Origin of the sequence: Saliphagus sp. LR7 (assembly GCF_003344565.1) — an archaeon.
Taxonomy (GTDB): Archaea; Halobacteriota; Halobacteria; order Halobacteriales; family Natrialbaceae; genus Saliphagus; species Saliphagus infecundisoli.
The window spans coordinates 164,727-189,729 of record NZ_QPND01000001.1 but is presented as its reverse complement, the minus strand read 5'-3'; the positions used below and the strand labels follow the sequence as shown (position 1 = coordinate 189,729).

Annotated in this window: 28 protein-coding genes and 1 tRNA gene; 15 read left to right on the top strand and 14 right to left on the bottom strand. The window is 68.1% G+C overall.

Annotated features, from left to right (window positions below; genetic code table 11):
• Positions 1-98 precede the first annotated feature (98 nt).
• Positions 99-2,102 (bottom strand): cation:proton antiporter, encoded by a 2,004-nt coding sequence (locus tag DVH23_RS00910; RefSeq protein WP_114575554.1) that lies wholly within the window; start codon positions 2,100-2,102, stop codon positions 99-101.
• Between the two features lie 160 nt (positions 2,103-2,262).
• On the opposite strand from DVH23_RS00910, the gene DVH23_RS00905 reads away from it, so the two are divergent.
• Both DVH23_RS00905 and DVH23_RS00900 read left to right on the top strand, forming a co-directional pair.
• Positions 2,263-3,126, top strand: coding sequence for a 16S ribosomal RNA methyltransferase A (locus DVH23_RS00905; protein WP_114575553.1), 864 nt, complete (start codon positions 2,263-2,265; stop codon positions 3,124-3,126).
• Positions 3,127-3,702 (top strand): HemK2/MTQ2 family protein methyltransferase, encoded by a 576-nt coding sequence (locus DVH23_RS00900; protein WP_114575552.1) that lies wholly within the window; start codon positions 3,127-3,129, stop codon positions 3,700-3,702.
• On the opposite strand, the gene DVH23_RS00895 is transcribed toward DVH23_RS00900, so the two are convergent.
• Complete coding sequence (locus DVH23_RS00895; protein WP_114575551.1) at positions 3,703-4,500, bottom strand: DNA polymerase sliding clamp; 798 nt, start codon at positions 4,498-4,500, stop codon at positions 3,703-3,705.
• A gap of 258 nt (positions 4,501-4,758) precedes the next feature.
• Between DVH23_RS00895 and DVH23_RS00890 the strand changes: the two genes are divergently transcribed.
• Entirely contained in the window at positions 4,759-5,316 is a 558-nt protein-coding gene (locus tag DVH23_RS00890) for a hypothetical protein (RefSeq protein WP_114575550.1), read from the top strand.
• Between the two features lie 418 nt (positions 5,317-5,734).
• Here the strand turns inward: DVH23_RS00890 and DVH23_RS00880 are convergent, their stop codons facing one another.
• Positions 5,735-6,991 (bottom strand): methionine adenosyltransferase, encoded by a 1,257-nt coding sequence (locus DVH23_RS00880; RefSeq protein ID WP_114575548.1) that lies wholly within the window; start codon positions 6,989-6,991, stop codon positions 5,735-5,737.
• 145 nt (positions 6,992-7,136) lie between these two features.
• Here DVH23_RS00880 and DVH23_RS00875 point away from each other — a divergent pair, with 145 nt between their 5' ends.
• The gene (locus DVH23_RS00875; protein WP_114575547.1) at positions 7,137-8,105 is read left to right on the top strand and encodes a phosphotransferase family protein; all 969 of its coding nucleotides are present in this window, start codon (positions 7,137-7,139) and stop codon (positions 8,103-8,105) included.
• Positions 8,106-8,126: 21 nt separating this feature from the next.
• Here the strand turns inward: DVH23_RS00875 and cyaB are convergent, their stop codons facing one another.
• Entirely contained in the window at positions 8,127-8,663 is a 537-nt protein-coding gene (cyaB, locus tag DVH23_RS00870; protein WP_114575546.1) for a class IV adenylate cyclase, read from the bottom strand.
• A gap of 90 nt (positions 8,664-8,753) precedes the next feature.
• Between cyaB and DVH23_RS00865 the strand changes: the two genes are divergently transcribed.
• Complete coding sequence (locus tag DVH23_RS00865; RefSeq protein WP_114575545.1) at positions 8,754-9,794, top strand: peptidylprolyl isomerase; 1,041 nt, start codon at positions 8,754-8,756, stop codon at positions 9,792-9,794.
• Positions 9,795-9,855: 61 nt separating this feature from the next.
• On the opposite strand, the gene DVH23_RS00860 is transcribed toward DVH23_RS00865, so the two are convergent.
• A complete protein-coding gene (locus DVH23_RS00860; protein WP_114575544.1) occupies positions 9,856-10,365 on the bottom strand; it encodes a YkgJ family cysteine cluster protein in 510 nt (169 codons plus the stop codon).
• Between the two features lie 224 nt (positions 10,366-10,589).
• On the opposite strand from DVH23_RS00860, the gene katG reads away from it, so the two are divergent.
• Positions 10,590-12,773 (top strand): catalase/peroxidase HPI, encoded by a 2,184-nt coding sequence (gene katG / locus DVH23_RS00855; RefSeq protein WP_114575543.1) that lies wholly within the window; start codon positions 10,590-10,592, stop codon positions 12,771-12,773.
• Between the two features lie 13 nt (positions 12,774-12,786).
• Here the strand turns inward: katG and DVH23_RS00850 are convergent, their stop codons facing one another.
• Positions 12,787-13,518 (bottom strand): fumarylacetoacetate hydrolase family protein, encoded by a 732-nt coding sequence (locus DVH23_RS00850; protein ID WP_114575542.1) that lies wholly within the window; start codon positions 13,516-13,518, stop codon positions 12,787-12,789.
• Between the two features lie 190 nt (positions 13,519-13,708).
• Here DVH23_RS00850 and DVH23_RS00845 point away from each other — a divergent pair, with 190 nt between their 5' ends.
• Entirely contained in the window at positions 13,709-14,782 is a 1,074-nt protein-coding gene (locus DVH23_RS00845; RefSeq protein WP_114575541.1) for a polysaccharide deacetylase family protein, read from the top strand.
• Between the two features lie 110 nt (positions 14,783-14,892).
• Positions 14,893-15,102 (top strand): hypothetical protein, encoded by a 210-nt coding sequence (locus tag DVH23_RS00840; protein ID WP_114575881.1) that lies wholly within the window; start codon positions 14,893-14,895, stop codon positions 15,100-15,102.
• Here DVH23_RS00840 and DVH23_RS00835 read toward each other — a convergent pair.
• On the bottom strand, positions 15,099-15,509 hold the full coding sequence (locus tag DVH23_RS00835; RefSeq protein WP_114575540.1) for a hypothetical protein: 411 nt from the start codon (positions 15,507-15,509) through the stop codon (positions 15,099-15,101). The two genes, DVH23_RS00840 and DVH23_RS00835, sit on opposite strands and share 4 nt — an antisense overlap.
• Positions 15,510-15,511: 2 nt before the next feature.
• Positions 15,512-16,645, bottom strand: coding sequence for a citrate synthase (locus DVH23_RS00830; RefSeq protein WP_114575539.1), 1,134 nt, complete (start codon positions 16,643-16,645; stop codon positions 15,512-15,514).
• A 116-nt stretch (positions 16,646-16,761) separates the two neighbouring features.
• Here DVH23_RS00830 and DVH23_RS00825 point away from each other — a divergent pair, with 116 nt between their 5' ends.
• Both DVH23_RS00825 and DVH23_RS00820 read left to right on the top strand, forming a co-directional pair.
• Complete coding sequence (locus DVH23_RS00825; RefSeq protein WP_114575538.1) at positions 16,762-17,340, top strand: DUF2243 domain-containing protein; 579 nt, start codon at positions 16,762-16,764, stop codon at positions 17,338-17,340.
• Positions 17,341-17,472: 132 nt separating this feature from the next.
• Positions 17,473-18,447, top strand: a complete 975-nt coding sequence (locus DVH23_RS00820) for an aldo/keto reductase (protein WP_114575537.1) — start codon at positions 17,473-17,475, stop codon at positions 18,445-18,447.
• 131 nt (positions 18,448-18,578) lie between these two features.
• Here DVH23_RS00820 and DVH23_RS00815 read toward each other — a convergent pair whose 3' ends face one another.
• A complete protein-coding gene (locus tag DVH23_RS00815) occupies positions 18,579-18,773 on the bottom strand; it encodes a cold-shock protein (protein WP_114575536.1) in 195 nt (64 codons plus the stop codon).
• A gap of 202 nt (positions 18,774-18,975) precedes the next feature.
• Positions 18,976-19,515 carry a CBS domain-containing protein gene (locus tag DVH23_RS00810; protein ID WP_114575535.1) on the bottom strand — a complete coding sequence of 180 codons (540 nt, stop codon included), beginning with the start codon at positions 19,513-19,515 and terminating at the stop codon, positions 18,976-18,978.
• 60 nt (positions 19,516-19,575) lie between these two features.
• Here DVH23_RS00810 and DVH23_RS00805 point away from each other — a divergent pair, with 60 nt between their 5' ends.
• On the top strand, positions 19,576-20,118 hold the full coding sequence (locus DVH23_RS00805) for a GNAT family N-acetyltransferase (protein WP_114575534.1): 543 nt from the start codon (positions 19,576-19,578) through the stop codon (positions 20,116-20,118).
• Here DVH23_RS00805 and DVH23_RS00800 read toward each other — a convergent pair whose 3' ends face one another.
• The gene (locus tag DVH23_RS00800; RefSeq protein WP_114575533.1) at positions 20,119-20,478 is read right to left on the bottom strand and encodes a DUF555 domain-containing protein; all 360 of its coding nucleotides are present in this window, start codon (positions 20,476-20,478) and stop codon (positions 20,119-20,121) included. It abuts the gene before it with no gap.
• A gap of 272 nt (positions 20,479-20,750) precedes the next feature.
• Between DVH23_RS00800 and DVH23_RS24040 the strand changes: the two genes are divergently transcribed.
• A complete protein-coding gene (locus tag DVH23_RS24040) occupies positions 20,751-20,918 on the top strand; it encodes a hypothetical protein (protein WP_198667804.1) in 168 nt (55 codons plus the stop codon).
• Between the two features lie 5 nt (positions 20,919-20,923).
• On the opposite strand, the gene DVH23_RS00795 is transcribed toward DVH23_RS24040, so the two are convergent.
• Together DVH23_RS00795 and guaB are read right to left on the bottom strand one after the other, a co-directional pair.
• On the bottom strand, positions 20,924-21,331 hold the full coding sequence (locus tag DVH23_RS00795; RefSeq protein WP_114575532.1) for a hypothetical protein: 408 nt from the start codon (positions 21,329-21,331) through the stop codon (positions 20,924-20,926).
• A gap of 38 nt (positions 21,332-21,369) precedes the next feature.
• Complete coding sequence (gene guaB / locus DVH23_RS00790) at positions 21,370-22,860, bottom strand: IMP dehydrogenase (RefSeq protein ID WP_114575531.1); 1,491 nt, start codon at positions 22,858-22,860, stop codon at positions 21,370-21,372.
• 195 nt (positions 22,861-23,055) lie between these two features.
• Here guaB and DVH23_RS00785 point away from each other — a divergent pair, with 195 nt between their 5' ends.
• The 3 genes from DVH23_RS00785 (at position 23,056) to DVH23_RS23390 (ending at position 24,393) form a co-directional block, all read left to right on the top strand.
• Positions 23,056-23,268, top strand: coding sequence for a hypothetical protein (locus DVH23_RS00785; protein ID WP_114575530.1), 213 nt, complete (start codon positions 23,056-23,058; stop codon positions 23,266-23,268).
• On the top strand, positions 23,265-24,173 hold the full coding sequence (locus DVH23_RS00780) for a DUF5794 domain-containing protein (protein ID WP_114575529.1): 909 nt from the start codon (positions 23,265-23,267) through the stop codon (positions 24,171-24,173). The genes DVH23_RS00785 and DVH23_RS00780 overlap by 4 nt, the downstream gene beginning before the upstream one ends.
• Before the next feature lie 46 nt (positions 24,174-24,219).
• Positions 24,220-24,393 (top strand) — tRNA-Trp (locus DVH23_RS23390).
• Positions 24,394-24,551: 158 nt separating this feature from the next.
• Here DVH23_RS23390 and DVH23_RS00775 read toward each other — a convergent pair.
• Positions 24,552-24,968, bottom strand: a complete 417-nt coding sequence (locus DVH23_RS00775) for a DUF5778 family protein (protein WP_114575528.1) — start codon at positions 24,966-24,968, stop codon at positions 24,552-24,554.
• Positions 24,969-25,003 lie beyond the last annotated feature (35 nt).

Here is a 25,003-nt window from a genome sequence, read left to right as displayed (position 1 = left end):
GGGACGGCGGCGGTTTATCGGCTACGGTCATACGATGGGGGAACGCCACTCCCCCTCGAACGTACCGGCGTTCGAGGGGTCGGCGGTCTCCGACCGTCTCAGCGCAGCTCGAAGAAGCGCCTGTCGTCGCGCTCGCGGCGGGCGGGGTAGACGACCGCGAGGTTGCCCGACCTGGTGGCGATCGTCGCGGGAAGCGCCTCGAGTTCGGAACTCCAGCCGGGCGCGCCCGGTCGCGGCGAGAGGAGGACGGTCGTCCGCTCGCCGTCCTCGCCGAGGGCCTCCGGGAGGTCGTCCCAGCCGACGCGCTCGAAGGCGGCCGGGAGTTCGGGATCGACTCGCTCGAAGGGCTCAAGTCCCGACTCGCCGCCGACGAGGAGGACCGAGACCGGCGCGTTCGCCGCCGCGGCGATCCGTTTTGCGCTCCGGGCGGCAGCCGGAAAGCCCCACTCCCCCTCGATACCGGCCGGGAGGACGACCGTAACCGCCGCGGTCGCCGCGATCGGCTCGCGGACGCGCGCGACGACCACCTGCCGGTCGCTGCCGGCGAGCAGGCGATCGACCGTCCGCCCGATCGTCCGTCGCCTTCCGGCTCGCCCGTCCCAGCCCACCAGGATCGCCGACGCCCGGTCCTCGACGGCCGCGCGCTCGAGGCCGGCCGGGACGCCGTGATCGACCCGCGTTCGGGTTCCCATCGGGGCGTCCGCGGCCGCGGCGTGGTCGGCGACGTCCTCGAGGGCCTCGCTTGCGGCCTCGACGTTTCGTTCGACCGACCGGCCCGGCGGGACCACCGTGAGCGCCGAGAGCGTGCCACCCGGGTCCCGGAGGGAAAGCGCGAGTTCGACCAGCCCCTCGGCGTGGTCGGCCGACGGCGAGAGCGCGAGCAGGAGCCGGTCGCCGGCCGTGGGGGTGCGATCGCCGGCCGGCCCGCCCTCGCCGGCCATCTCGCGGCCGTACCGGTCGACCACCGTGGGGCTGACGACGCTCATCGCGAGAATCAACAGGACGGTGGCGTTGAGGACGGCGTCGTCGAACAGTTCGATCCGGACGCCGACGAGGACGATCGCGAGCGCCGCGGCGGCCTGGCCGAGCGAGAGCCCGAACATCGTCATCCGCTCGGCCGACGAGTAGCCGAAGGCCGCGCCGGCGATCCAGGCGGCGGCCCACTTGGTCGCGAGGGTCGCGACGATCAGGAACGCCGCAAGCAGGAGGGTTTCGCTGCCGGCGACGAGCACCCGCACGTCGACGAGCATTCCGATCGAGAGCAGGAAAAAGGGGATGAACAGCGCGTTGCCGACGAACTCGATCCGGTTCATCAGCGGTCCGCGGTGGGGGATCTGGCGGTTGATCGCCAGCCCGCCGAGGAAGGCGCCGACGATCGGCTCGATCCCGACGACCTCCGCGAGCAGCGCCGAGCCGAAGACGACCGCGAGCACGAAGAGGTAGTCGCTGACGCCCTCGCGCCCGCCGCGAGCGAAGAAGGCGCGGCTCAGCCGGGGAACGGCGAGCCAGACGACGGCGAAGAAGCCCGCGACGCCGACCCCCAACCGGAGCCAGAACGCCAAGCCCAGGGTCCCGGCGTCGGCCGCGACGACGACCGCCAGCAGAAGGAGCGCGATCGTGTCGGTGACGACGGTACCGCCGATCGTCGCAACGACGCTCTCGCGGTCGGCGAGCCCGAGCCGCGAGGCGACGGGGTAGGCGAGCAGGGTGTGGGAGGCGAAGATTGAGGCGAACAGCGCGGCTCCGGGGAGGCTCATGCCGAAGAGGGCGACGCCCGCGACGGTGCCGACGGCCTGGGGGACGAGAAAGGAGAGCAGGCCGAAGGCGACGCTCCGCGAGCGGCTCTCGACGAACCGGGCGACGTCGATCTCGAGGCCCGCGAGAAAGAGCAAGTAGAGCAGGCCGACCTCGCCCAGCAGGACGACCGTCTCCCCGCGCTCGAGGATCGCGAGCCCGTTGGGGCCGACGACGGCACCGGCGAGGATGATCCCGACGATCCCCGGAAGGCGGGCGTAGTCGAGGACGGCGGGCGCGACCAGGAAGGCGACGATCGCGAGAAAGAAGATCGCGATCGGGTCGCCGACCGGCGTCGCGAGGCTCATCCCTGCGGCCACGCGTTCGCGGTCGTCCCGACGCCCGACTCGATCATACGGGGTGAATCGAAGGGGGGGCCCATGAAAGGGACGATCCTCCACGGGGCGCGCCAGCGACGAGCGGGCGCGAGACGGTGCGTTTACAGCCGGCGACCGCCAACCCAGGGCGATGAGCGAGCCACGGCGGGACCCTGACGCCCTCATCGCGCGGGCCGGCGTCCGCGGGAACCCCGATCGCGACCAGCACTTCCTGATCGACGACCGGGTCCTCGATCGGCTTCCGGGCTACCTCGAGTCGGTCCACGGGGCCGAGAACGGACCCCACACGGACCACCTCCTCGAGATCGGCGCCGGCACCGGCGCGCTCACCGATCGTCTGCTCGCCGCCGGAGAGCGGGTGACGGCCGTCGAGCGCGACCCCGGCCTCGCGTCCTTCCTCCGCGAGGAGTTCGCGGCGGAGATCGACGCGGGAGCGTTGACGGTGATCGAGGGCGACGCTCTCGACGCCGACCTCCCCGCATTTTCGGCCTCGGTCTCGAACCTCCCCTACGGCGTCTCGAGCGAGATCGCCTTTCGCCTGCTCCCCGAAAAGCGCCCCCTGGTCCTGATGTTCCAGCGCGAGTTCGCCGACCGGATGGTCGCCGAGCCGGGGACCCCGGAGTACGGCCGGCTCTCCGTCTCCGCACAACACTACGCCGACTGCGAGGTCGTCGAGACCGTCCCGAAGGAGGCGTTTTCGCCGCCGCCGGCCGTCGAGAGCGCCGTGGTCAGGACCACCCCCCGAGAACCCGACTACGAGGTCGGCGACGAGGAGTTCTTTCTCGGGTTCGTCAAAGCGATCTTCACCCAGCGCCGGAAGACGATCCGGAACGCGATCCGGAACACCGCACACATCTCCGGGCTCGACGACCCCGATGCGGTCGTCGCGGCGGCCGACGAGACCCTCCTCTCGAAACGCGCCGGCGCGCTCGCGCCGACCGACTTCGCCGACCTCGCGGCCCTGGCCGACGATGTCGGGAGGGGAGACGGGTAAATGGGGGACCTCGCCGACCGCCGCGGGCTCGAGACCGACGTCTACGAGCCCGCCGAGGACTCCCGGCTGCTCGCGAGCGTCGCCGTCTCCCGGCTTGCGGACGCACGCCGAGTCCTCGAGGTCGGCACCGGTTCGGGGTACGTCGCCGAGCGGATGGCCGAGGAGACCGGTGCCCGGGTGATCGCCTCGGACGTCAACCCCCATGCCTGTGTGAGCGCGCGCGAGCGGGGTGTCGAGGCCGTTCGGGCGGATCTCGTCTCTCCCTTCGCAGACGGCGCGTTCGACGCCGTCGTCTTCAACCCGCCGTACCTCCCGACGGACCCCGATAACGAGTGGGACGACTGGATGGAGCGGGCGCTCTCGGGGGGTGAGTCGGGCCGAGAGGTGATCGAGGCGTTTCTCGAACGCGTCGGGCGCGTGCTCACCTCCGACGGGCGGGTCCTCCTGCTCGTGAGCAGCCTCGCCGGCGTCTCGGAGGTCGTCGAGCGAGCGGGCGAGGCCGGCTTCAGCGCTGTCGCCCGCGCCGACGAGTCTTACCCCTTCGAGACGCTGACCGTCGTCGAACTCTTTTACTAACTATCCCCTCCGGATCCGGGGACAGACCACCAGCCGGGCCCGACCCGCACCGTCGGCCAGATCGAACGCCAGTTCGAGAGGCTCGTCATCGCCCAGTCGGAGCCGGACCGCTTCGTCGGGGAGCACTCGATGGATGGCCTCCAGATACGACAGCGAGAACGTCGATCTCGACGGTTCGGTCGGGGGCCGCTCGAGCCCCTCGAGATCGGACTCGGGGACGGTCAGGGACATCTCGTCGGTATCGCCGTCGGCCGCGGCGACGAACGCGGGGTCGTCCGTGACCCCCAGCGTGAGGTGGTCGGCGAGCGTTCCCGCGGCCCGGATCGCCGAGCCGACCGTCTCGCCCTCCGTTTGGACCGCCGCCCCGTCCATCGAGAACGCTTCGAGGTCGGGCGGCTCCCGGATCGAGTCGGGGTCGAGGAGGCCGATGGCGTACTCGAGTCCCTCGGCCGCGAGCCGGAGCCGGCCGTCGGGATCGAGCCACAGCCGGATCGGCCCGCGAGGAGCGACCGAGAGCGCGTCGTCGATCCGGGAGAGATCGATCCCGAGGGTCCGGCCGTCGCTCCGGTAGGAGTCGAAGGCAGCGGGTTCGAGTTCGACGCTCGCCGCGGCGACGGTCGCCGGACCGATCGCCGAGATCCCCAGTCCGTCGGGACCGAGGCGGAGCCGACACTCGGAGACGACGCTCCCGACGGCCTCGAGGGTCGTCGAGAGCGTGTCGGCCGAGCAGACGAGTTCGACCGGAGGTTCGTCGTCGTACTGTTCCGTTCGCGTCGGTCGGGTGTCGGTCGTGGTCATGATGGCGGGACCCTCGACCGACGGAGCAACGGCTATCCGTGCGGGGTTCCACCCGACGGTGGGGGCAGCCGCCTCCGCGTTTCGATCGGCCGGGCGATCCTGGCAGGGAAACCGGCCGATCGCGTCTCGGATCCCGGAACGACGTACTCGCCCGGACCGTATAATCGTTATGTCGAGAGGCTTGGGTGTTCGAGGGAGATAATCCGATATCAGTTATCTATATATGACCCAATCAGATATCGTAACCTGGAACGGGTTATGTCTACCAACGATCGATCTCGCGGGATCCTGACCCCGTCCGACCGCGCGTACCTCCGGGGCGAGCACGAACCGGGGAGTGTCCAGTCCGAGCGGAACACTCGCGGGCGGATCCGTGAGCGGGTCTTCGAGTCGCTCCGGGACTTCGAACTCCTGATCGAACACCTCCCCGAACGCGACCGGGAACTCGTCTTCGAGAAGCGTCTCGAGGAACTCGACGGTCCCGAGGCGTTCGACGCGCTCGTCGCGGCGATGGCCTTTCTCTACCGTGGAGCCGAGGACTCCGACGCCGACGTCGAGGAGGTCCTCCGGGAGGGGATTGCACTGGCCGAGGCCGACCGCGACCGTGCGGTCTCGGTCGAGTTCGAGCGGACGTTCCACGCGCTGTCGGGCGAGGGGCTGCTCCGTCGGCTCGAGGACGGCGAGACGCTGTCGCTTTCGGAACTCGCCTACCTCCAGCGAAGCGACGACGTCCCGCGGGGGGAGCTGGCCGACGCGCTCGCGGGCGAGCGGAGAGTCGAGGACGGCCGGATCCAGTCGCGGGTGACCGACTTCTAAGGGGTCATGGGCCGTTGTGGGTTATTTTCGACCCATTTGGACTGGAATCTCGTGCTTCAGACAGGAGACGTACAGACCCGTAGGAATTCTTACTCCCGAAACAGCGACCACAGGATGAACAGATTGTAGCCGATGCCCACGAGTCCCACAACTATCCCAAGTACGACAACGAGCTCCGATCGCAAGCGCAACACAGTATAGCCGTACAGCACCGTAAATAGAGTAAATAGCACCAGCATTAGTACGGCGTACTCCACCTCTGACATCCGGACTTGGATCATCGTGTAGTCCCCCTATTTACGTCGGTGTGGTATAGTAAAAATAATATGGGTAGTGATATACTCGCACCTTCAGTGAGCATATTCTGCAAACCACAAAAAATCGATTGAGATATGATGGGATCGACTGACTTGGGGTCCTAGAACGTCGAGAGCTCGCCGTCGATGACCCGGCGAGTAATCGAGGTGACATCGGCGAGCTGGTCGTTCACGATCGCCTCGATTTCGCCGCGTACGTCCTCGACCGTGACGCCCTCCTCGGTGACGACGTGGACGTCGGCGACGTGGGGCTCGTCGATCGGCCGGCCGATCTGGCTGAGGAGCCGAACCCGGAGGTCTCGAATGCCCGAGACGTCGGCGACGACCGCCTCCGCGATCTCGGTGCTCAGAAGGTTGTAGATCTTCCCGATGTGGTTGACCGGGTTCTTCCCGCTCGTGGCCTCCATGCTCATCGACCGGTTGGGCGTGATGAGGCCGTTTGCACGGTTCCCGCGGCCGACCGAACCGTCGTCGCCCTGTTCGGCGGACGTGCCGGTGACGGTGAGATAGATCGAACCCTCGTCGTAGTCGTCGGCGGTGTTGACGTAGACCGAGACCTCCCGATCCGTGTACTCGCCCGCCAGCTCCTCGACTTCCGCGCGGACGGATTCGACGGCCTCGCGGTAGTCGTCCATGTCGGCGACGTGTTCGTCCACCATCGCCGCCGCGACGGTGACGTCGATCTCGTCGTCCTCGCGTTTGCCCATGATCTTCACGTCCGAGCCGATCTCGGGGTTCTCCTCGGCGTAGGCGCCGTTGAGATGGCGTTCGGCCTCGAGGACGATCCGTTCGGTCTCCGAGAGGGGAGCGTGGCCGACGCCGAAACTCGTGTCGTTGGCCATCGGCGCCGTCACCTCCTCTCGCGGGCTCTGCCCGCTCGAACTATCCGAGGAGCCTGCCTCCTCGCTGTCCTCACCGAAGACGTCCTGGAGGTCGCCGCTGCCCGCGCCGAGTTTGACGTCGACGATGATGTCCGTCCCGAACTCGAGTTGGGGGATCGTCTCGGCGAGGTACTCCCGGGCGGCCTCGAGAGCGATCCGCTCGGTCGGGATCGTCGTCCCCTCGTATCGTTTCGTCGCCCGGCCGACGATCAGCAGGTAGATCGGATCGACGACCTCGCCGCCACCGAAGGCGGGTTCGGCCTCGCCAGCGACGAGTTGGGTCTCGTCGGTGTTGAAATGGAGTACGTGGCCCACTCGGTCTAAATACGCCTGGGCGAGCGCGCTCGCGACGCTCTCGGCGATCCCGTCACAGATCGAGTCGGGGTGTCCCAGCCCCTTTCGCTCGACGATCTCTACCTCCTGGTCCTCGACTGCGCGTCGATCGATCGCCTCGACGCGGACGTTCCGTTCGGTCATTGTCTCGCCTTCGCCGCCGGCCGTTCTATAACTTGCGAAGATGATTTCGACGTGGATTATAACTGTGGGACAGTCGCGGACGCCTCCCGTCACCACGCCCCACACGTGGGGAACGCTCATTGGCGACGATCTCCGTCGTCGGTCCATGGACGACCGCGTCGCGGCGGCTCTCGAGAACGCCTTTCCCGACCGGACGGTCGAGACGGTCGCCTCGACGGGCCCCTCCTGGAACGACGCGAACCGGACGGTCGGCGTCGAGTTCGCCGACGGCGAGAGGATCTATCTGAAACTCGCCATCGACGGGGACGGGACCCGAATCGCCCGCGAGCGGGCCGTGATCGCGTTCGTCTCGGCGACCGATGCGGTGGCGGTACCGCGCGTGGTGGCGAGCGACGTCGATCGTGAGACTCCGTACCTCGTGACGGAACCCGTCCCCGGCCGATCACTCGAGAAGCGGTGGATGGAGGCGAATCCGGCGGAACGGGCGGCGCTCGCTCGAGCGGTCGGACGGGCGCTGGCGCGCCTTCACCGGGTCCGGTTCGACGACCACGGCCACGTGACCGGCGGCGGTCCCGAGGGACTCGACGTCGAAACCGGACCGTGGACGACGGTCCTCGTCGAACGGATCGAGGCGATGCGATCGCTCGCACCCGCCGACCGCTTCGATCGCCACTTCGACCGGGTGATCGAGGCCGTCGAGGCCGACCGGGACCTGCTGGAGGGGGCGTCCGCCACCCTGGTTCACGGCGACCCGGCTCGCCCGAACTGTTTTTGCGACGAGCGGGGCGTCGGCTTCCTCGACTGGGAGATCGCCCACGTCGGCGACCCGGCGAGGGAACTCCACCGCGCCTGCGACCAGCAGGTCGCCCCGCTCCGCGGGTGCGGCCCCGACAGGCTCGTCGAGGCGCTCCACGAGGGGTACCGGGCCGAGGCCGGCGGGCTCCCGTCGGGGTATGAGCGACGCCGTCCGATCTACGATGCCGTTCGCTTTCTGGGGGTCTCCGGATTCTTCGAGAACTACGTAGCGTACCGCGAAGAGCCGGCCGACGAACTCGCGGCGTGGGTCGAAGGCGAGATGGATCGCCGGCTCGCTCGGCTCTCCGACGGGTCGTGACGCTACGATCACCGCCCGACCTCACTCCTCGAGCAACAGTTCCAGATAGGAGGTTCGGATCTGATCGTCGGCGTCGAGCCCGAGTTCGTCGAGGACTGCGACGGCGCCCTCGCGGGCGGGTTCGATCTCGCCTTCCTCGGCCTCGGTCTCGACCTCGACGAACTCGCCGACGCCCTCGACGCGATCCAGAGTGACGGTGTACTCGCGGACCCTGACTCGCTCGCGCTCCTTTCGCACGGTGGCGGCCGGCTCGAACCCAAGGGAGGTGAGGATCGCGTCGACTGCCTCGCCGCTCTCGATCGCGGTCTCGATCTCCGTGCGGGTCTTCGACTCCGTCTCGACGAGGGGGCCCTTGTAGGTCAGCCGGCTCTCGTCGCCGCCGTCGGCGGACTCCCGGCGCACCCGGAGGGCCTCGTCGGTCTCGGGAAAGGATCGATGTGGGGCGTCGTAGTAGGTGTCCTCCTGGACGACCCGCCCGCGGAAGGCGGCGTCGCGCTCCTCGAGACGGGCCCGGACGGCCTCGAGGTGGGCGGGAACCTTCAGTTCGACCTCGTACATACGGGGGAGTCCGACGGCGAGGGGAAGAATCGGTCGGTTACCGCCGGCCCAAAACGTCGTCCTTAAATGGCGACGGGGGGACGTTTGGGTATGACCGAGGACGACGAGGCCGAGACCGACGCACAGGCCGATGAGGCCGCCGACGAGGTCGAGGAATCCGAGACCGATGCCGAAAGCGAGGAGAGCGAGGAAACCGAAAGCGAGGACGGACTCGCCGAGGGCGACTTCGTCGAGATCGCGTACACCGCCCGCACCGTCGAGGACGGCCAGCTCGTCGACACGACCGACATCGAGGTCGCAGAGGAAGAGGGTGTCGCCGACCAGGACCACGAGTTCAAACCCCGCACGATCATCCTCGGCGAGGGCCACATCTTCGAGGACGTCGAGGAGGCCGTCGTCGGCGCCGAGGCCGGCGACACCGGCACCGTGACGATCGACGCCGAGGACGCCTTCGGCGCGTACGACCCCGACGACGTCGAGACGATCAGCGCCGAGAAGATCGACGAGGACGACCGCTATCCCGGCGCCCACGTCCAGATCGACGGCCAGCACGGCAACATCACGACCGTCGTCGGCGGGCGCGCCCGCGTCGACTTCAACCACCCGCTTGCGGGCGAGGACGTCGAGTACGAGTACGAGGTGCTCTCGGAGGTCGACGACCGATCCCAGCAGGCAGCCGGCCTCTTCGAGATGTACGTCGACGTCAGCCCCGAGGTCCACATCGAGGTAGACGAGGTCGAGGAAGAAGTGGAAGTCGAGAGCGATGACGAGGACGAAGACGAGGGTGAGGAGAGCGAACCCGAGACCGAGACCCAGACGGTCGAAAAGGAGACCCTCTACGTCGAGTCCACTCCCGAGTTGACGATGAACCAGCAGTGGATGTTCTCCAAACAGCAGATCGCCCAGGACGTCATGGAGAACGTCGGCGTCGATCGCGTCATCGTCCAGGACGTCATCGACGGCTCCGGCGGGATGGGCATGGGCGGCATGATGGGCGGTATGGGTGGCATGGGCGGAATGGGCGGCGAGGAGGACATCGAGGAGGCCCTGGAGGACGCCGACGTCGATGCCGACGAGATCGTCGAGGAGCTAGAGGGCGAGGGCGACGTCGAACTCGACGCCGAGGAGTAACTCGGGACCTCTTTTCGGACTTTTTCGAGCCCGCGAGCCCTCGCGCCGCGAGACTCGCCCGCTACAGTTCCCGGTCGCTGTCGGGATTTGGAATTTCCCAGAGCAGTTCGGGGAGGAAGGCGTCGAGTTCGTCGATCACCCGGCGCTCGCTGACGTCCAGTCCCTCGCAGTGGTCATGGGCGGAGTCGCGGATCCCGACGTGGAGGTCGCCCGACTCGCGCCAGACGCCGAGGGGGAACACCGAACACCGGGCGGGCTTCCAGTCTTCTTCCGCGTGAAGCGAACAGAGGCCGTCCTCGCGGAGAAAGGCACACGCGTTCCCGTCGTCGCCGACGTATTCGTCCCTCCCTTTGTCCTCGCGAGCGACGAACTTCTCGCCGCGAAACTCCGTGGTCGTCTCCGCGAGGTTCGCCCGCGCGGCGAGTTCCAGTAAGTCACGGTCGTAGAGCAAGACCCCGTGGTGACAACACCAGGTGCAGTCGTCGACGCACTCGAAGGTGAGGTCGGGGTCGAACTCGACGACGGCCTCCCGACCGGGGTAGACCTCGATTCGGGGGCGCTCGGCGCTCACGGCTCGATCGAGGGGGGCGAAAGCCAAGTGTCTTTGGCATCCGGTCGGCGGTGGGACGGGCAGGCTCACGACTGCGTTCGGGGACGGTGGACGCGATCTGTCCTCGATCGGGTGTGCGAACGGGGAATAAAACTTCACCTATCGAAAAGGGTAGTTAGGTCGTGACAGGGGTTTCCTTACTGGATTAGACAATCTTAACAGGGGAGAGCGACAACCACCGGTCGATGAGCCGATCCAACCGAGACTGGTGGCCGAACCGGTTGAACCTGGAGATCCTGGACCAGAACGCCCGCCAGGCGGGCCCGAGAGGGGAGGAGTTCGACTACGCCGAGGAGTTCGAGAAACTCGACCTCGAGGAGGTCAAAGCCGACATCGAGGACGTGCTGACGACCTCCCAGGAGTGGTGGCCCGCGGACTACGGCCACTACGGACCCCTGATGATTCGGATGGCCTGGCACAGCGCGGGCACCTACCGGACCACCGACGGCCGCGGCGGCGCCGGCGGGGGCACCCAGCGCTTTGCACCGCTCAACAGCTGGCCGGACAACGCCAACCTCGACAAGGCCCGGCGGCTGCTCTGGCCCGTCAAGCAGAAGTACGGCAGGAAGCTCTCGTGGGCGGACCTGATCGTCCTGACCGGGAACGTCGCCCTCGAGTCGATGGGCTTCGAGACGTTCGGATTCGGCGGCGGCCGCGAGGACGCCTTCGAGCCCGACGAGGCCGTCGACTGGGGGCCCGAGGACGAGTGGGAGGCCTCCGAACGTTTCGAGAGCGAGGGCGAACTCGAGGGGAACCTCGCAGCCACGGTGATGGGACTGATCTACGTCAACCCCGAGGGCCCGGACGGCGAGCCCGACCCGGAGGCGTCGGCGACGAACATCCGCGAGTCGTTCGGCAAGATGGCGATGAACGACGAGGAGACGGTCGCGCTGATCGCCGGCGGCCACACGTTCGGGAAGGTCCACGGCGCCGACGACCCCGACGAGCACGTCGGTCCCGAGCCCGAGGCCGCGCCCATCGACCTGCAGGGGCTTGGCTGGGAGAGCGAGCACGGCTCCGGGAAGGGCAGCGACGCGATCACGAGCGGGATCGAGGGGCCTTGGAACACCACGCCGACGATGTGGGACACGAGCTACCTCGACAACCTGCTCGACCACGAGTGGGAACCCGAGAAGGGCCCCGGTGGCGCCTGGCAGTGGACGACGGTCGACGACTCCCTCGATGGGGCCGCGCCGGGCACCGAGGATCCCGCCGAGAAGGAGGACGTGATGATGCTGACGACCGACGTCGCCCTGAAGCGCGATCCCGACTACCGCGAGATCGTCGAGCGCTTCCAGGACGACCCCCGAGAGTTCCAGGACGCGTTCGCGAAGGCGTGGTACAAGCTGATCCACCGCGACATGGGCCCGCCCTCGCGGCTCGTCGGCCCGGAGGTCCCCGACGAGGAGATGCTCTGGCAGGACCCGATCCCCGACGCCGACTACGACCTCGTCGGCGAGGAGGAGGTCGCCGAACTCAAGGACGCGCTCCTCGAGTCGGAGCTCTCGACCTCCCAGCTCGCGAAAACCGCCTGGGCGGCGGCCTCGACCTACCGCGACAGCGACAAGCGCGGCGGGGCAAACGGCGCCCGGATCCGGCTTCGTCCCCAGCGCGACTGGGAGGCAAACGAGCCCGAGCAACTGGCGACCGTGCTCGACACCCTCCGGGGGATCAAAGAGGAGTTCAACGCCTCGCGATCCGACGACGTGCGCGTCTCGCTGGCGGACCTGATCGTACTGGGCGGCAACGTGGCCGTCGAGGAGGCCGCGGCGGAGGCCGGCTACGACGTCGAGGTCCCGTTCGAACCCGGACGAACGGACGCCTCCCAGGAACAGACCGACGTCGACTCCTTCGAGGTCCTTGAGCCGGAAGCCGACGGCTTCCGTAACTACCTCGGCGACGACAACGACCGGTCCCAGGAGGAGTTGCTGGTGGACAGAGCCGACCTGCTGGATCTGACGGCCAGCGAGATGACGGCGCTGGTCGGCGGGATGCGCGCGATGGGCGCGACCTACGACGACACGGGACTCGGCGTCTTCACCGACCGGCCGGGGGCGCTGACCAACGACTTCTTCGAGACCGTCCTCGACATGGACTACGAGTGGGAGGGGATCGAGACCGACGACTCCGAGGACGTCATGGACCGGGAGGAGCCCGCGGACGCAGGGGAGGTCTTCGAACTGCGCGACCGCGAGACGGGCGAGGTCGAGTGGACGGGCACCCGCGCGGATCTCGTCTTCGGGTCGAACGCCCGGCTTCGTGCCATCGCGGACGTCTACGCCTCCGAGGACGGCGAGGAGGAGTTCGTCGAGGACTTCGTCGACGCGTGGCACAAGGTGATGACCGCAGACCGGTTCGACCTCGAGTAGCGATTCAGACGAGCTACGGCCGCCGCTCGCCGGGCTCTTCGACCGCGTTCTCGAGCGTTCCGACGCCCTCGTAGGTGATCTCGACGGTGTCTCCCGGCTCGAGCAGTCCCGGGTTCGCGGGGCTGCCGAAGGCGACGACGTCGCCCGGCCGGAACGTAAAGCGCTCGGAGAGGTAGGAAACGACCTCGTAGGGGTCGAACAGCATCAGCTCGGTCGAGGCCTCCTGGCGGCGTTCGCCGGCGACGTCGGTCCACATCTCGATGGCGCGGGGATCGAGGTCGGTCTCGATCCAGGGGCCCAGCGGCGCGGAGCCGTCGAACGCCTTTCGGGCGGTTCGGCCCTGCTGGTCGAGGGCGTCGACGTCATTCAGGATTGTATAGCCCCGGACGGCTCCGGGAACCTCCTCGGGCGCGAGGGTCCGACAGCGCTCGTCGATCACCGCGGCGAGTTCGCCCGCGTAGGTGAGTTCGTCCGTGAACTCGGGGGAGGGGATCGGCTCGCCGGGGGCGACCAGCGCGGCGGGGGGCTTGATGAAGAAGTCCGGCTCCTCGGGACGGTCGTACTCCATCTGTTCCAGCGTTTCGGCGTAGTTGCGCCCGACGCAGTAGAGCGCGGTCGGCCGACACGGCGGGAGGAGGTCGCCGTCGACGCCGACCTCGTAGCGGCCGTCCTCGGCGTGGACGGTGCCCTCGTCGTAGCGTCCCGAGACCGGCCCGTCGGGCGTAGAGAGTCGTGCGAGTCGCATACCGGCGGTCGGTCCCCCTCGCGGTTAGTCGTACCGGCTCCGAGCGCAACCGGGAGACCCGTCGCCCGGTCGGGCACCGTATCGGCCTCGAACGGACCCAGTCTGTGCAGGTCCCGAAACAGTGGGTAGGTGGGGATTAGTCCCTCGAAATCGGATCATAACGAATTACTGTCGCCGGATCCAACAGGTCATGCATCGGCGGGAGTTCCTCACGGGGGTCGTCGCCAACGGCTGTGTGCTGCGGGAGTACGCGCTCGTTCCCGATGCCACCCCTCACGTGGGACGCGACCAGCGGCGATCGACCGACGGGGACGCCGGAGGGGCGCCCCTCGAGGAGGCGGCGGGATTGGTGGTGTTCACGTACGACGACGGTCCGATCGAGGACTACACGATGACCTACCGGATCCACCGGGAGTACGGCGTCCCCGGCTGTCTCGCCGTCTGTCCCGGGCGGATGGAGGACTCCGGGGGGTTCCTCGAGCCGGGCCACCTCCGGGAGATGCACGGCGACGGGTGGGGCGTCCTCTCGCATACGTATCGCCACCGCGCGCTCGGGCGGATCGGGCTCGCCGAACCCGCTCGCGAGGGCGACCGGCGAGCGTACGTCGAAACCCATCGCCACGGCCGGTTCGAGGGGGATCCGCTGGTCGTCTTCGACGACGAGACGACCGTCTCGGCCACCGTCGCGGGGCGGGGAAGCGACTCGACCGGCGAGTTCGTCGAGTTCGAGGCCCCCCTCTCGGAGTCGATCGGCGCGTCGGGCTACGTCAGGTATCCCGAGCGATTCATGCGGGATGTTCTCGCCAGAACCGACGCACGTCTCGAGTCGTGGGGGGTTGAGGTCTCCGGGTTCGTCTACCCCTACGACCGGTACCACGGCGCCATCGAGGGGATCGTCCGCGAGCGCTACGGGGCGGTCGCGAACCACCGCTACGGCGGCGGCCACAACGGGATCGACGGGCTGGATCCGACGACGATGCGCCGGCGGTACGTCCAGACCGACAAGGCAAGCGAGGCCGAGATCGCGGCGTTCATGGAGACCGCCGCGACGGAAGACGTTCTCGCGATCGTCGGCGCCCACTCCCAGTTCGAGACGTTCCCCGAGGAGCGCCTCCGCTATACGATCGAGACCGCTCTGGAGTACGACCTCGCGATCGTGACGGTCGGCGAGGCGATCGCCGCCCTCGCCGGGCGCGACGACGAACCGGCCGGTTCGTCACAGCGACCCCGCGGATCCGTCGACACGACGTTCCCGCTCCGGTAACGAAGGGGGATGTGGTGTCCGCGAACTCGCGTCCGCGGGGTTGGACCCCTCCCCCGACCGCATTAGGACCACTCGCGGGCGAGGTACTCCTCGAGACGGGTGAGGAGTACATCCACGTCAGGTACCGCGATCCGGATCGCTACGAGACGATCCGCACCCCCGACTGGGCCGCCGAGGCGGCCCGGTCGGTCTCGGAGGTCCGGACCGGCAAACGAGAGGACGAGTGGGAGGTTCAGAGCGTGCTGATCGAGAAGGGCGTCGGCGAGGAGACGGCCCGCGAGCAGGCCGAGGAGATCGTCGAGACGATCGGCGAAGGTTAGCCGAGGACCGCCACGTCGACCCGGACCCGCTCGTCGCCGCGCTCGAGAACCGCTCGCTCGACGACCGCCCCTTCGGCCCGGTCGCGCCAGTCCTCGAGCGCACGGACGCGGGACGCGCGGTCGTCGGGATCGCCGTCGTCCGACTTCTCCGTCGCGTCTCCGGGGGAGGGGTAGACCGCGAGGACCTCCTCCTCGAGGAGCGTTGCCGGCCGGCAGTAGGCCGCGTCCCTCCCGGGGGCGTCCCGGAAGACGTGGATCCGGGCGCGCATCCGCCCGTGGAACGGCGGCGTCACCCGGAGCACGGCCGTGCCGGGGTTCTCGCGGGTGTAGACGACGGCGTCGACGACCGCCTCGGGGTCGACGGCGATCGACCGGACCGCGTCGATTGCGGGGCCGGAATCGGCCATTCTCACTCGCGCTCGTCGATCGGCGTCCAGGCCCGCCCGCGGTCGCCGACGTACTTCGAACGGGGTCGGATCAGCCGGTTGTCCGAGAGTTGTTCGCGGCAGTGGGCGGTCCAGCCGCCGACCCGGGCGACGGCGAACGTCGTGCTGAACAGCTCCCGGGGGACGCCGACGCCGTGGAGCAAGACGGCGGTGTAGAACTCGACGTTCGTCGCGAGATCGAGGTCGGGTTGGTACTCCTCGAGCAACTCCTGGGCGACCTCTTCGGTCTCCCGGGCGCTCTCGTAGAACTCGGTGTCGGCCGCGTCGTCGTCGTAGAAGCGCTCGGCGGCCTCCTCCAGAACTGCCGCCCGCGGGTCACGGACGTCGTACACCCGGTGGCCAAAGCCCATCAGCCGATCGCCGTCCTCCAACGTTTCCCGGAGGATCGACTCCGTGTCGCCGTCGGCGGTTTCCCGGAGCATCTCCAGGACCGGCCCCGGCGCGCCGCCGTGGAGAGGTCCCTTCAGCGCGCCGACGCCGCCGGTCACCGCCGAGATCAGGTCCGATTCCGTCGAGACGATTGCCCGCGAGGTGAACGTCGAGGCGTTCAGGCCGTGGTCGACGACCGCGTTGAGGTAGGTCTCGAGCCCCCTCGCCTCCTCCCCGGTCGGCTCCTCGCCCCGGAGCATGTAGAGGTAGTTCGCCGCGTGCCGGAGGTCGTCGTGGGGCTTGACGGACGCTTCGCCCTGGCGGGCGCGCCAGTAGGTTGCGACGATCGTCGGCAACTGTGCGACCGCGAGCAGCGAATCCCGCTCGGGCTCTTCCTCCCCGCGGGCGAGGGTCGAACTCGCGACCCCCATCCGGAGGGCGTCCATCGCCGACTCGCCGGCCTCGCCGGCCGCCTCGACGACCTCGCGGGTCGCCGGGTCGAGTTCCCGGTGGGCACGCAGGTCGTCCTCGAACTCCGCCAGTTCCCCCTCCGTCGGGAGCCGGTCGTGGTAGAGCAGGTACAGGGTCTCCTCGTAGCGTGCGTTTCCCGCGAGCTCTTCGACGGGGTAGCCCGCGATCACGAGTTCCCCCGCCTCGCCGTCGATCGTGCTCAGCCGGGTCTCGGCCGCGACGATTCCCTCGAGTCCGGCCTTGACGTCGTCTGCCATACGAACAATCGGGTGGGGCGACCGTTAACCGTTGGCCTTGAATCCGACCGGCCGGGGCCGTCCGCCCTGCATTGGAATGGACAAGGGCCTTTCGCGTCGTCGCGGTTGACTGGTCCATGAGCAAACCCGATTCCTCGGAGACGTGGCTCGGCATCCAGCGACTCGCCAGACCGCTCGTGGTCGCGGGCGTCGTCCTCGGACTCGGGCTGGGCGGGTTCTTCGACGGGATCGTCCTCCACCAGATCCTGCAGTGGCACAACATGGTGTCGTCGTACCCCGACCCGAGCGTCGCGAACGACTTCCGGCTGAACGTGGTGGCCGACGGCTTCTTCCACGGGGCGACGTACGTCCTCACCCTGCTCGGGATCACCCTCCTCATGCGCGCCTGGCGGCTCTCCGGCGTCCCCGCCTCCCGCCGGACGCTATTCGGCTCGACGATCGCGGGCTGGGGACTGTTCAACGCCGTTGAGGGGGTCCTCAACCACCACCTCCTCGGTATCCACCACGTCTGGCCGGCCGGTCCCGGACCCGTCGTCCTCTGGGACGTCGCCTTCCTGGTCTGGGGACTGCTCTTCGTCGCCGTCGGCTACGCGATCGTTCGGGGCGATCCCGCCGTCTCCCCGACGTCCGACCGGGAGGGCGGGAACCGGGGGACGACCCCGGGACCCGCCGAACGGGAACGGGCGAACGACTGAGACGCCCTCTCGAGCCCTCGGCTCTCACGACCGAGCCGCGAAACGCCGCCGACCGTCGACGGCGGCCAGGGCCGTCCCGGCGATACTCCCCGGCTCGCGTAGCCTTTTGGTCCCCGTTCACATGGCTCGCGTATGGAGTACACGACCCTCGGATCGACGGGGATGGAGGTCAGCAAGATCTGTCTGGGCTGTATGAGCTTCGGCTCGCCGGACTGGCGCGAGTGGGTTCTCGAAGAGGACGAGAGCCGGGAGATCATCGACCGGGCGATCGATCTCGGGATCAACTTCTTCGACACCGCGAACGTCTACTCGCAGGGCGAAAGCGAACGGATCCTCGGCTCCGCACTCGAGGGCTACGACCGGGAGGAACTCGTCGTCGCCACGAAGGTGTACGGTTCGATGGGCGACGGCCCCAACCGCGGGGGGCTCTCCCGGAAGGCGATCGACCAGGAGCTTGCGGCCAGCCTCGATCGGCTGGGGATGGACACGGTCGACCTCTACCAGAGCCACCGCTGGGATTACGACGCGCCCATCGAGGAGACCCTGGGTGCGTTCGACGACGCCGTCCGTCGCGGAGACGTCCGCTACGTCGGCACCTCCTCGCAGTGGGCCCACCAGTTCGCCGAGGCCCTCCACGCGAGCGACCGGCTGGACAAAGAGCGGTTCCAGACGATGCAGAACCACTACAACCTCGTCTACCGCGAGGAGGAACGCGAGATGCTACCCCTCTGTGCGCGCGAGGGCGTTGGCGTCATCCCCTGGAGCCCGCTGGCCCGGGGCTACCTCGCCCGCCCTCACGAGGAGGTAGACGCGACGACCCGCGGGGAAAACGAGGATCGCCTCTACGATCACCCCTACCGAGAGGGCGGCGGCCGCGAGATCAACGAGCGCGTCGAGGAACTCGCCGACGAGTACGACGCGACGATGGCCCAGATCGCGCTCGCGTGGCTCTTAGAGCAGGACGCCGTCGACGCCCCGATCGTCGGCACGACCAGCGTCGAACACCTAGAGGAGGCGGTCGAGGCCATAGAGATCGACCTGTCGGCGAGCGACCGGGAGTATCTGGAGGAGCCCTACGAGCCGGTCCGGGTCTCGAGTCACTCCTGATCGCTCCCGATCGGTCGACGGGTTCCCAGCGGTGGCCGGCGGACCCGACCACACGAGGGCGCGAGCCGTCGCTACGAGGGTGAAATGAAAATGTCGAAGTAGATTCGGCCGACCGCAGTGGGTCGTCCGGCTTAGAGCCGGGTGACGTTGGTCGCCCGGGGGCCCTTGGGGGCCTGTTCGATGTCGAACTCGATCTCCTGTCCCTCCTCGAGATCCGGACCGCCAACGTCTTCCATGTGGAAGAACACGTCGTCGTCCGCGTCGTCAGTCTCGATGAAACCGTAACCGCCCGTGTCGTTGAAGAAATCAACCTTGCCTTTCGCCATTGCCTTCGTAGAGTGACGGCTGACCCGTATAAGGGTTTCGTGATCGTTCTCCGGGCCGTGAAACGAATCCTGCGAACGGGAGAGAGCCGCGGGACGCCACAGGATCCGTCCCGACGTCGGCGGTCCCGGAGTTCCCGGCTCTTCGTCGGTCGGGATCTCGCGAGGACCGACATCGGGCCTACCATACGGGTACGGCCGGCAGTCAGGAGAGCCGCGCCGCGAGGTCGGCCTCGGTGACGATCCCGACGGTTCCCCCGCCCTCGGTGATCATCACCGCCTTGTAGTGGTCGAGCAGGTTCGAGATCTCGTCGATCGTGGCGTCCCGCGAGACCGTCGGGAAGCTCTCGCTCATGTGTTCGGAGACGGGTTCGTCCCGGGCCGCCGAGTCGAGGCCGACGAGGTCGCCCTGGCTGATCGAGCCGACGGGCACCCCATCCTGGATCACGGCGAGCTGGGAGTACGCCTCCTCTTCCATCAGCGTCGCGGCATCGCCGACGGTCTCGTCCGGGGAGACGCTGACGACCTCCTCGTGCATCAGGTCTCCCACGTGGATCACGTCGCTTTCGGCCTCCTCCAGGGCGGTGACGATCCGCCGCAGCGTCGACAGGCGCGGATCGACGTCGCCGCCCTCGATCCGGGCGATCAGCGGCTGGGAGACGTCGGCTCGCTCGGCCAACTCGCTCTGGGTCAAGTCGAGATCTGTCCGCCGTTGGCGCAGGTCCGCGGGCGTCGGGAGCTCCATGTGCGTGGATAACCACGGGTTATAGAAATGTGTTTGGGTCCGAGACGCCATTCACCGAGTATGTCGGGAGGGTCCGGTCGGAACTCGGAGGACGGGGTGGCCGTTCGCGAGGCGGTCCTCGAGGACGGCGAGGCGATCCGGGCGGTCCACCGCGAGTCGATCCTGGGGCTCGGCCCGGCGGCCTACGACGACGAGCAGGTCGCGGCCTGGGCGGCGGGCTGTGCCGACGCCGACTACGCCGCGGGGATCGAGGGCGAAGAGCCCTTCCTCGTCGCGACCGACGGGGACGAAATCGTCGGCTTCGGCTCGTTGTCGGTCGGTCCACCCGAGGACTATGCCGCGGACGTCGATTGCGAGGTCACCGGCGTCTACGTCCATCCCGCCGACGCCGGCCAGGGCGTCGGCTCGCGGCTCCTCGCTGCCCTCGAGGAACGAGCACGGGAAGCCGGCGTCTCCCGCCTCGGGCTGACGGCGTCGGCGAACGCGGTCGGCTTCTACGAGTCGCGGGGCTACGAGCGGGTTCGGGCGTACCGCCACGAGTTCTCGGCGGCGCGATCGACCGGCGTCACTGGCCGGGTCGTCGAGATGAAGCGACGGTTCTAGTTACTCGTCGTTCTCGCCGTCTACCTCGAACACCTCGACGACCGACAGCGGCACGTCCCGTAAGGCGCCGCCGATCTCGCTCTTTGCGATCCGGGAGGCGTGTTCCTCGCTGTCGGCGTTGTAGATGTCGATCTCCAGGGCCAGGCCCACCAGGGCGGTCTCGGCGGCGACGAACGCCGAGTCGAACGGCTCGCCACAGGCCGGACAGCCCGTCGCGCCGACCTCGACCTCGACGTACTCCATGTCCTCCTGGTTGAGTCGCTTGCCGGCCTCGCTGACGGCGACGCCGATCGCGTCGTCGATCTCCCCGACGTCGCGGACGAGCCACGCGGCCTCCATCCCGACGAGATAGTTTCCCATACCGCCTCCTCGCGCCCGGCCCTTTCCTGCTTTGTGGTTCGGGCCGGCCGCGCACGAGAGACCGATAATGGCGATAACTTATCGGAATCGAACGAGTCGATTGTCGTACGGATAGGCATGGATCGTCCGAACTGCGGGTACAGTTGTCCTCGAGGAAACCACGATTGAATCGCAGGCAGGCGGCGACCTGAAACGGTAACGAACGATAATACACCCCGAGGCCGAGGAGGAACGCTTATATACAACCGTGGGCTCGGGACGGGCGAACGTCGATGAAATCCCGTGTCCGCCGCGTCACGCTGTTCGCACTGTATCAACTCTGCCTCGTGGCAGGTATCGCCATGATGCCGCTCGCGATCGCCGCCCGCCAGGCCGGCGTCACCCTCCCGATCCACCGGCTGATCGCCGGCGTCGGCGAGGCCTACGAGAACGCCCAGTAATCGGCTCAGTCCCGTCGGTCGACTTCGACCCGGACGTCCTCCGTGGAGACGTAGACGACGACGCTTCGGGTGTCGGCGCCGATGAACGTCTCCTCGCTCGCGATCACCTCGCCGCTTTCGGGTTCCTCGCCGCTCTCGTCGACCAGTTCGACCCGGAGGTGTTGTTCCTCGTCCGAGAGGTGGCCGACGCTCGCCGACTGCTCGGGGGGAGCCGAGACCGCCTCGTCGTAGGTCTGGCGGTCGTCGTCGACGGTGTGGGCGACGATCACGACGTTTCGGTTGTCGTCGCTCTCGTTTTCGATCCGTAGCGTCACCGGTGTCGAGAGCCTGAGGTCCTGGATCGAGCCGAGACAGCCCGCGAGCGCGGCCAGCGGGAGAGCGGTTCCGGCCCGGAGCAGCGTACGGCGGTTCACGGTCGAACCGAAGGGGTCGACGACCGTATGCCTTCCCTTTACTCCTCGCCCGGACTGTAGTTGGGCGCCTCGTCGGTGATGACGACGTCGTGGGCGTGGCCCTCGGCCTGGCCCGCACTCGAGACCCGGACGAACTCCGAGCGTTCCTTGAACGCCGGAATCGAGCCGGCGCCGACGTAGCCCATCCCCGAGCGCATCCCGCCCGTGAGTTGGGTGAGTTCCGATCTGAGCGTGCCCTTGTAGGGCGTGGCGGCCTCGACGCCCTCCGGGACGACCTCCTCCTCGTCGCTATCCTTCTGGTAGCGGTTGCCCTCGCCCGACTTCAGCGCGCCGACGCTGCCCATCCCCCGGTACTGCTTGTATCGCTTGCCGTTCATCGTCACGACCCGGCCCGGTGCCTCGTCGGTGCCCGCGAAATAGGAGCCGAGCATGACGGCGTCGGCGCCCGCCGCGATGGCCTTGATCGCGTCGCCCGAGTACCGGATTCCCCCGTCGGCGATCACGGGAACGTCGTGGTCGCTCGCGACGTCTGCCACCTGGGCGACGGCCGTGATCTGGGGCATTCCCGAGCCGCTGACGACCCGGGTCGTACAGATCGAGCCGGGACCGATGCCGACCTTGATCCCGTCGGCGAACTCCACGAGGTCGGCGGCGGCCTCGCGGGTGCCGACGTTGCCGACGACGACGTCCGCGTCGACCTCGCTACTGATCTCGCGGGCGCTGTCGATCACGTTCGCGTTGTGGGCGTGGGCACAGTCGATGAAGAGCACGTCCGCGCCCGCCTCGTCGGCCGCGGCCGCGCGGTCGGCCTCGAAGGGGCCGACGGCAACCCCACACCGTAGCTGGCCGTTTCCGTCCCGAGCGGCCTCCTTGTACTCTCTGCGCTGGAGGATCCCCTGCATCGTGACCAGGCCGACGAGCAGGTTCTCGTCGTCGACCACGGGAACGCGCTCGATCTTGTGGTCGTACATCAACTCGAAGGCGTCGCGGGGATCGACGTCCTTCGGGGCGGTAATCACCTCGTCGGTCATCGCCTCGGTGACGGGGTCGTCCTCGCCGACCTCCAGATGGGGCCGGATGTCCGTACTCGAGATGATCCCCAGCACCTCGCCGCGGGTGTTGACGACGGGTGCGCCCCCGACGCCCTCCCGGGCCATCAGCTCGTCGACCTCGCGGACGGACGTCTCGGGGTGGGCCGTCACGACCGACTCGAGGGGGATGATGAGTTCGTCGGCGCGTTTGACCTTCTCTATCTCCTCGACCATCCCGTCGACGTTCATGTTCCGGTGGATGACGCCCATCCCGCCGTGGCGGGCCATCGCGACCGCCATCTCTCCTTCGGTGACGGTGTCCATCGCCGCCGAGAGGATCGGGACCGAGACCTCGACCGACCGGGAGACCCGCGAGCCGAGATCGGCCTCGTCGGGTTCGACCCGGCTCTCTTTGGGACGGAGCAAGACGTCGTCGAAGGTGAGCGCCTCCGGGACACGAAGCTTCGAGGAAAACGGCTCGTCTACATCGTTCGCCATGTAAACTGTGTGGAACCCCGCCTCAAAAGGGTTGCGAGGGAGGGGGTTCCACGGACCGAACCCCACGTTCGGTGATCGGATACGTTCATCGGTGACCGTTTCCGGACGGTCGGCCTCTGTTTCGAGGACAAACGCGTGGCGGATGGGGGCGCGTCTCACGCAATCTTTATTGACGCAAGTCTGTTGCGATCTATTATGTTCGCTGCAGGAACGAACGATGCCCGCATCGGCGGTCGGACGAACGGCGACGCCAGCGGCGGCGCCAAAGCGTTCACGGGCACGTTCACCCCCTTTGCAGCGACGGGCGGTTTCACACGGTCGATGGACTGGCTCGCCCCCGCGACGTGGAGCCACCCCGATCGAGGAGCCGCCCGACCCGAAAGACGGGGCCCCCGCCACCATCGATGAGCACCTCACGCCACCCCGTTGCGCTGCGCCTCGAGTCGATCGTGGGAAACGACGCGCGCCTGCTCGCGCTCGTGATGGCCCTGCCGCTCGTGGACGGGATCTTCGTTGCTCTCGTTCTCTCGGGAGCCCTTGACACCGTTGTCGGGGCCGTCCAGGTCGGCCTGCTCATCTTCGGAGGCAGCGCCACCGTCGCCGTCATCCTCGCGGACATGACCGGAACGCCCCGCGAGCAGGCCGGCGTCGTCCTCCTCGTGGGAGTCCCGCTCATCGTTCTGGCGGCGATCCAGGCCGCGCTGGCGCCCGCGATCGCGAGCGTGCTCGACATCGCGATCTTCGAACGGTTCGCCGCGCTCGTCATCATGGCGGTCGCCGCCAAGACCGCGAGCGCGACCATCGGCGACTACCTCCCCAGCTCGGCGGTCATCATCGCGCTCGGGCTGGTTGCGAGCCTCGATCCCTCGGGCGCCGAGTTCGCGGTCCTGCACGACACCGCGCTCGTGGTCAACGCGACCGCCGCGGCGGTCGTCGCAGTGACCTTCGCGCTCGCGCTCTCGCTCTCGGGACCGTACCTCCGGGCGTACGTCGACCTCGACCGGTTCCGGTTCGGCAGCGCCGTCGCGCTCGGCTTGCTCCCGCTTGCGGTGCTCGGGATGCCCTTCGGAAACGCTCCCCTGGCGGTGCTCGCGGTGAGCGCGCTGTTCGCCTTCGACCCCGGCGACGTCGACCTCGGCGACGCCGTCACCGGGCCGTTCGGCTCGAGGGAGACCGCCGATGGCGGTTCTCCGGAGAAGCCCGAGGCGAGCCCGGAGATGGGCGCCGACGGCGCGAGCGAGGGGGAGTCGGGAGCGATCGACGAGGCGTATCCCGGCGGCGATTCCGGCGAGGAACGCGCCCCCTGGCTGTAGGGGGAACCGAAACCACTTTAGGCGGGATCACCCAACGGAGGGACGCGGGGTCGTGGCCAAGCCAGGAATGGCGACTGACTCCAGAGGTATGCGCCCGGGACGAAACTCCAGACTGATATACTGATCCGGCGGCTGATCACCGTCGGTGTGATGACCCTCTGGAGTTCCGAGGCGCACCGGAGATATCAGTCGATCGGGGGTTCAAATCCCTCCGACCCCATATTTCTGCTGCGAACAACGTCGTGAGCAGCAGAAATCGGCCGAGGAGGATTTGAACGAGACCGAGGTTCTGCGAGCGAAGCGAGCAGGTTCTCGGGCGTAGTTCACAATCCCTCCGACCCTACAGCGACGAACGATATTTCGACCTGCCGAAACCGCTTACTCCACCCGATCGTCGGGAACCACGCCCGTCACCTCGTGGCCCATCTCTCGGATCCCCTCCAGGATCGCCTCGTGATCGGCCGTCGCCTCGTAGTAGAGCACGACGTCGAAGGTCCCCTCCTGGAGCAACTGTTGGCACTCCCAGACGAACGCCTCGTCCTCTAAGGTCCGTCCCTGGTGCTGGTTCGAGGAGAAGTCGGTGTCGTCGTTGCCCGAGTAGACGTAGCAGTCGGCGGGGTCGTGGCCGGCGGCTGCGGCGATGACGTCGCCGGCGTCGATGGTCGCCTGCATCATCTTGACCTCCTCGTCGGAGCCGTAGTCGGTGTGGACGATCGCGCCGTTGAGTTCGATCTCGCCGGGCTCGAGCAGGGCCTGTGTCCGCCGGTAGAGGTCGTCGTCGATCGAGTCGGGCATGCTCGTGAGGTGGCGGGCCGGACGGATAGCGCTCA

Coding starts and splice junctions, on each gene's coding strand:
- DVH23_RS00910 (WP_114575554.1), bottom strand. CDS start 2,102: ATGAGCCTCGCGACGCCGGTCGGCGACCCGATCGCGATCTTCTTTCTC.
- DVH23_RS00905 (WP_114575553.1), top strand. CDS start 2,263: ATGAGCGAGCCACGGCGGGACCCTGACGCCCTCATCGCGCGGGCCGGC.
- DVH23_RS00900 (WP_114575552.1), top strand. CDS start 3,127: ATGGGGGACCTCGCCGACCGCCGCGGGCTCGAGACCGACGTCTACGAG.
- DVH23_RS00895 (WP_114575551.1), bottom strand. CDS start 4,500: ATGACCACGACCGACACCCGACCGACGCGAACGGAACAGTACGACGAC.
- DVH23_RS00890 (WP_114575550.1), top strand. CDS start 4,759: ATGTCTACCAACGATCGATCTCGCGGGATCCTGACCCCGTCCGACCGC.
- DVH23_RS00880 (WP_114575548.1), bottom strand. CDS start 6,991: ATGACCGAACGGAACGTCCGCGTCGAGGCGATCGATCGACGCGCAGTC.
- DVH23_RS00875 (WP_114575547.1), top strand. CDS start 7,137: ATGGACGACCGCGTCGCGGCGGCTCTCGAGAACGCCTTTCCCGACCGG.
- cyaB (WP_114575546.1), bottom strand. CDS start 8,663: ATGTACGAGGTCGAACTGAAGGTTCCCGCCCACCTCGAGGCCGTCCGG.
- DVH23_RS00865 (WP_114575545.1), top strand. CDS start 8,754: ATGACCGAGGACGACGAGGCCGAGACCGACGCACAGGCCGATGAGGCC.
- katG (WP_114575543.1), top strand. CDS start 10,590: ATGAGCCGATCCAACCGAGACTGGTGGCCGAACCGGTTGAACCTGGAG.
- DVH23_RS00850 (WP_114575542.1), bottom strand. CDS start 13,518: ATGCGACTCGCACGACTCTCTACGCCCGACGGGCCGGTCTCGGGACGC.
- DVH23_RS00845 (WP_114575541.1), top strand. CDS start 13,709: ATGCATCGGCGGGAGTTCCTCACGGGGGTCGTCGCCAACGGCTGTGTG.
- DVH23_RS00835 (WP_114575540.1), bottom strand. CDS start 15,509: ATGGCCGATTCCGGCCCCGCAATCGACGCGGTCCGGTCGATCGCCGTC.
- DVH23_RS00830 (WP_114575539.1), bottom strand. CDS start 16,645: ATGGCAGACGACGTCAAGGCCGGACTCGAGGGAATCGTCGCGGCCGAG.
- DVH23_RS00825 (WP_114575538.1), top strand. CDS start 16,762: ATGAGCAAACCCGATTCCTCGGAGACGTGGCTCGGCATCCAGCGACTC.
- DVH23_RS00820 (WP_114575537.1), top strand. CDS start 17,473: ATGGAGTACACGACCCTCGGATCGACGGGGATGGAGGTCAGCAAGATC.
- DVH23_RS00815 (WP_114575536.1), bottom strand. CDS start 18,773: ATGGCGAAAGGCAAGGTTGATTTCTTCAACGACACGGGCGGTTACGGT.
- DVH23_RS00810 (WP_114575535.1), bottom strand. CDS start 19,515: ATGGAGCTCCCGACGCCCGCGGACCTGCGCCAACGGCGGACAGATCTC.
- DVH23_RS00805 (WP_114575534.1), top strand. CDS start 19,576: ATGTCGGGAGGGTCCGGTCGGAACTCGGAGGACGGGGTGGCCGTTCGC.
- DVH23_RS00800 (WP_114575533.1), bottom strand. CDS start 20,478: ATGGGAAACTATCTCGTCGGGATGGAGGCCGCGTGGCTCGTCCGCGAC.
- DVH23_RS24040 (WP_198667804.1), top strand. CDS start 20,751: ATGAAATCCCGTGTCCGCCGCGTCACGCTGTTCGCACTGTATCAACTC.
- guaB (WP_114575531.1), bottom strand. CDS start 22,860: ATGGCGAACGATGTAGACGAGCCGTTTTCCTCGAAGCTTCGTGTCCCG.
- DVH23_RS00785 (WP_114575530.1), top strand. CDS start 23,056: ATGTTCGCTGCAGGAACGAACGATGCCCGCATCGGCGGTCGGACGAAC.
- DVH23_RS00780 (WP_114575529.1), top strand. CDS start 23,265: ATGAGCACCTCACGCCACCCCGTTGCGCTGCGCCTCGAGTCGATCGTG.
- DVH23_RS00775 (WP_114575528.1), bottom strand. CDS start 24,968: ATGCCCGACTCGATCGACGACGACCTCTACCGGCGGACACAGGCCCTG.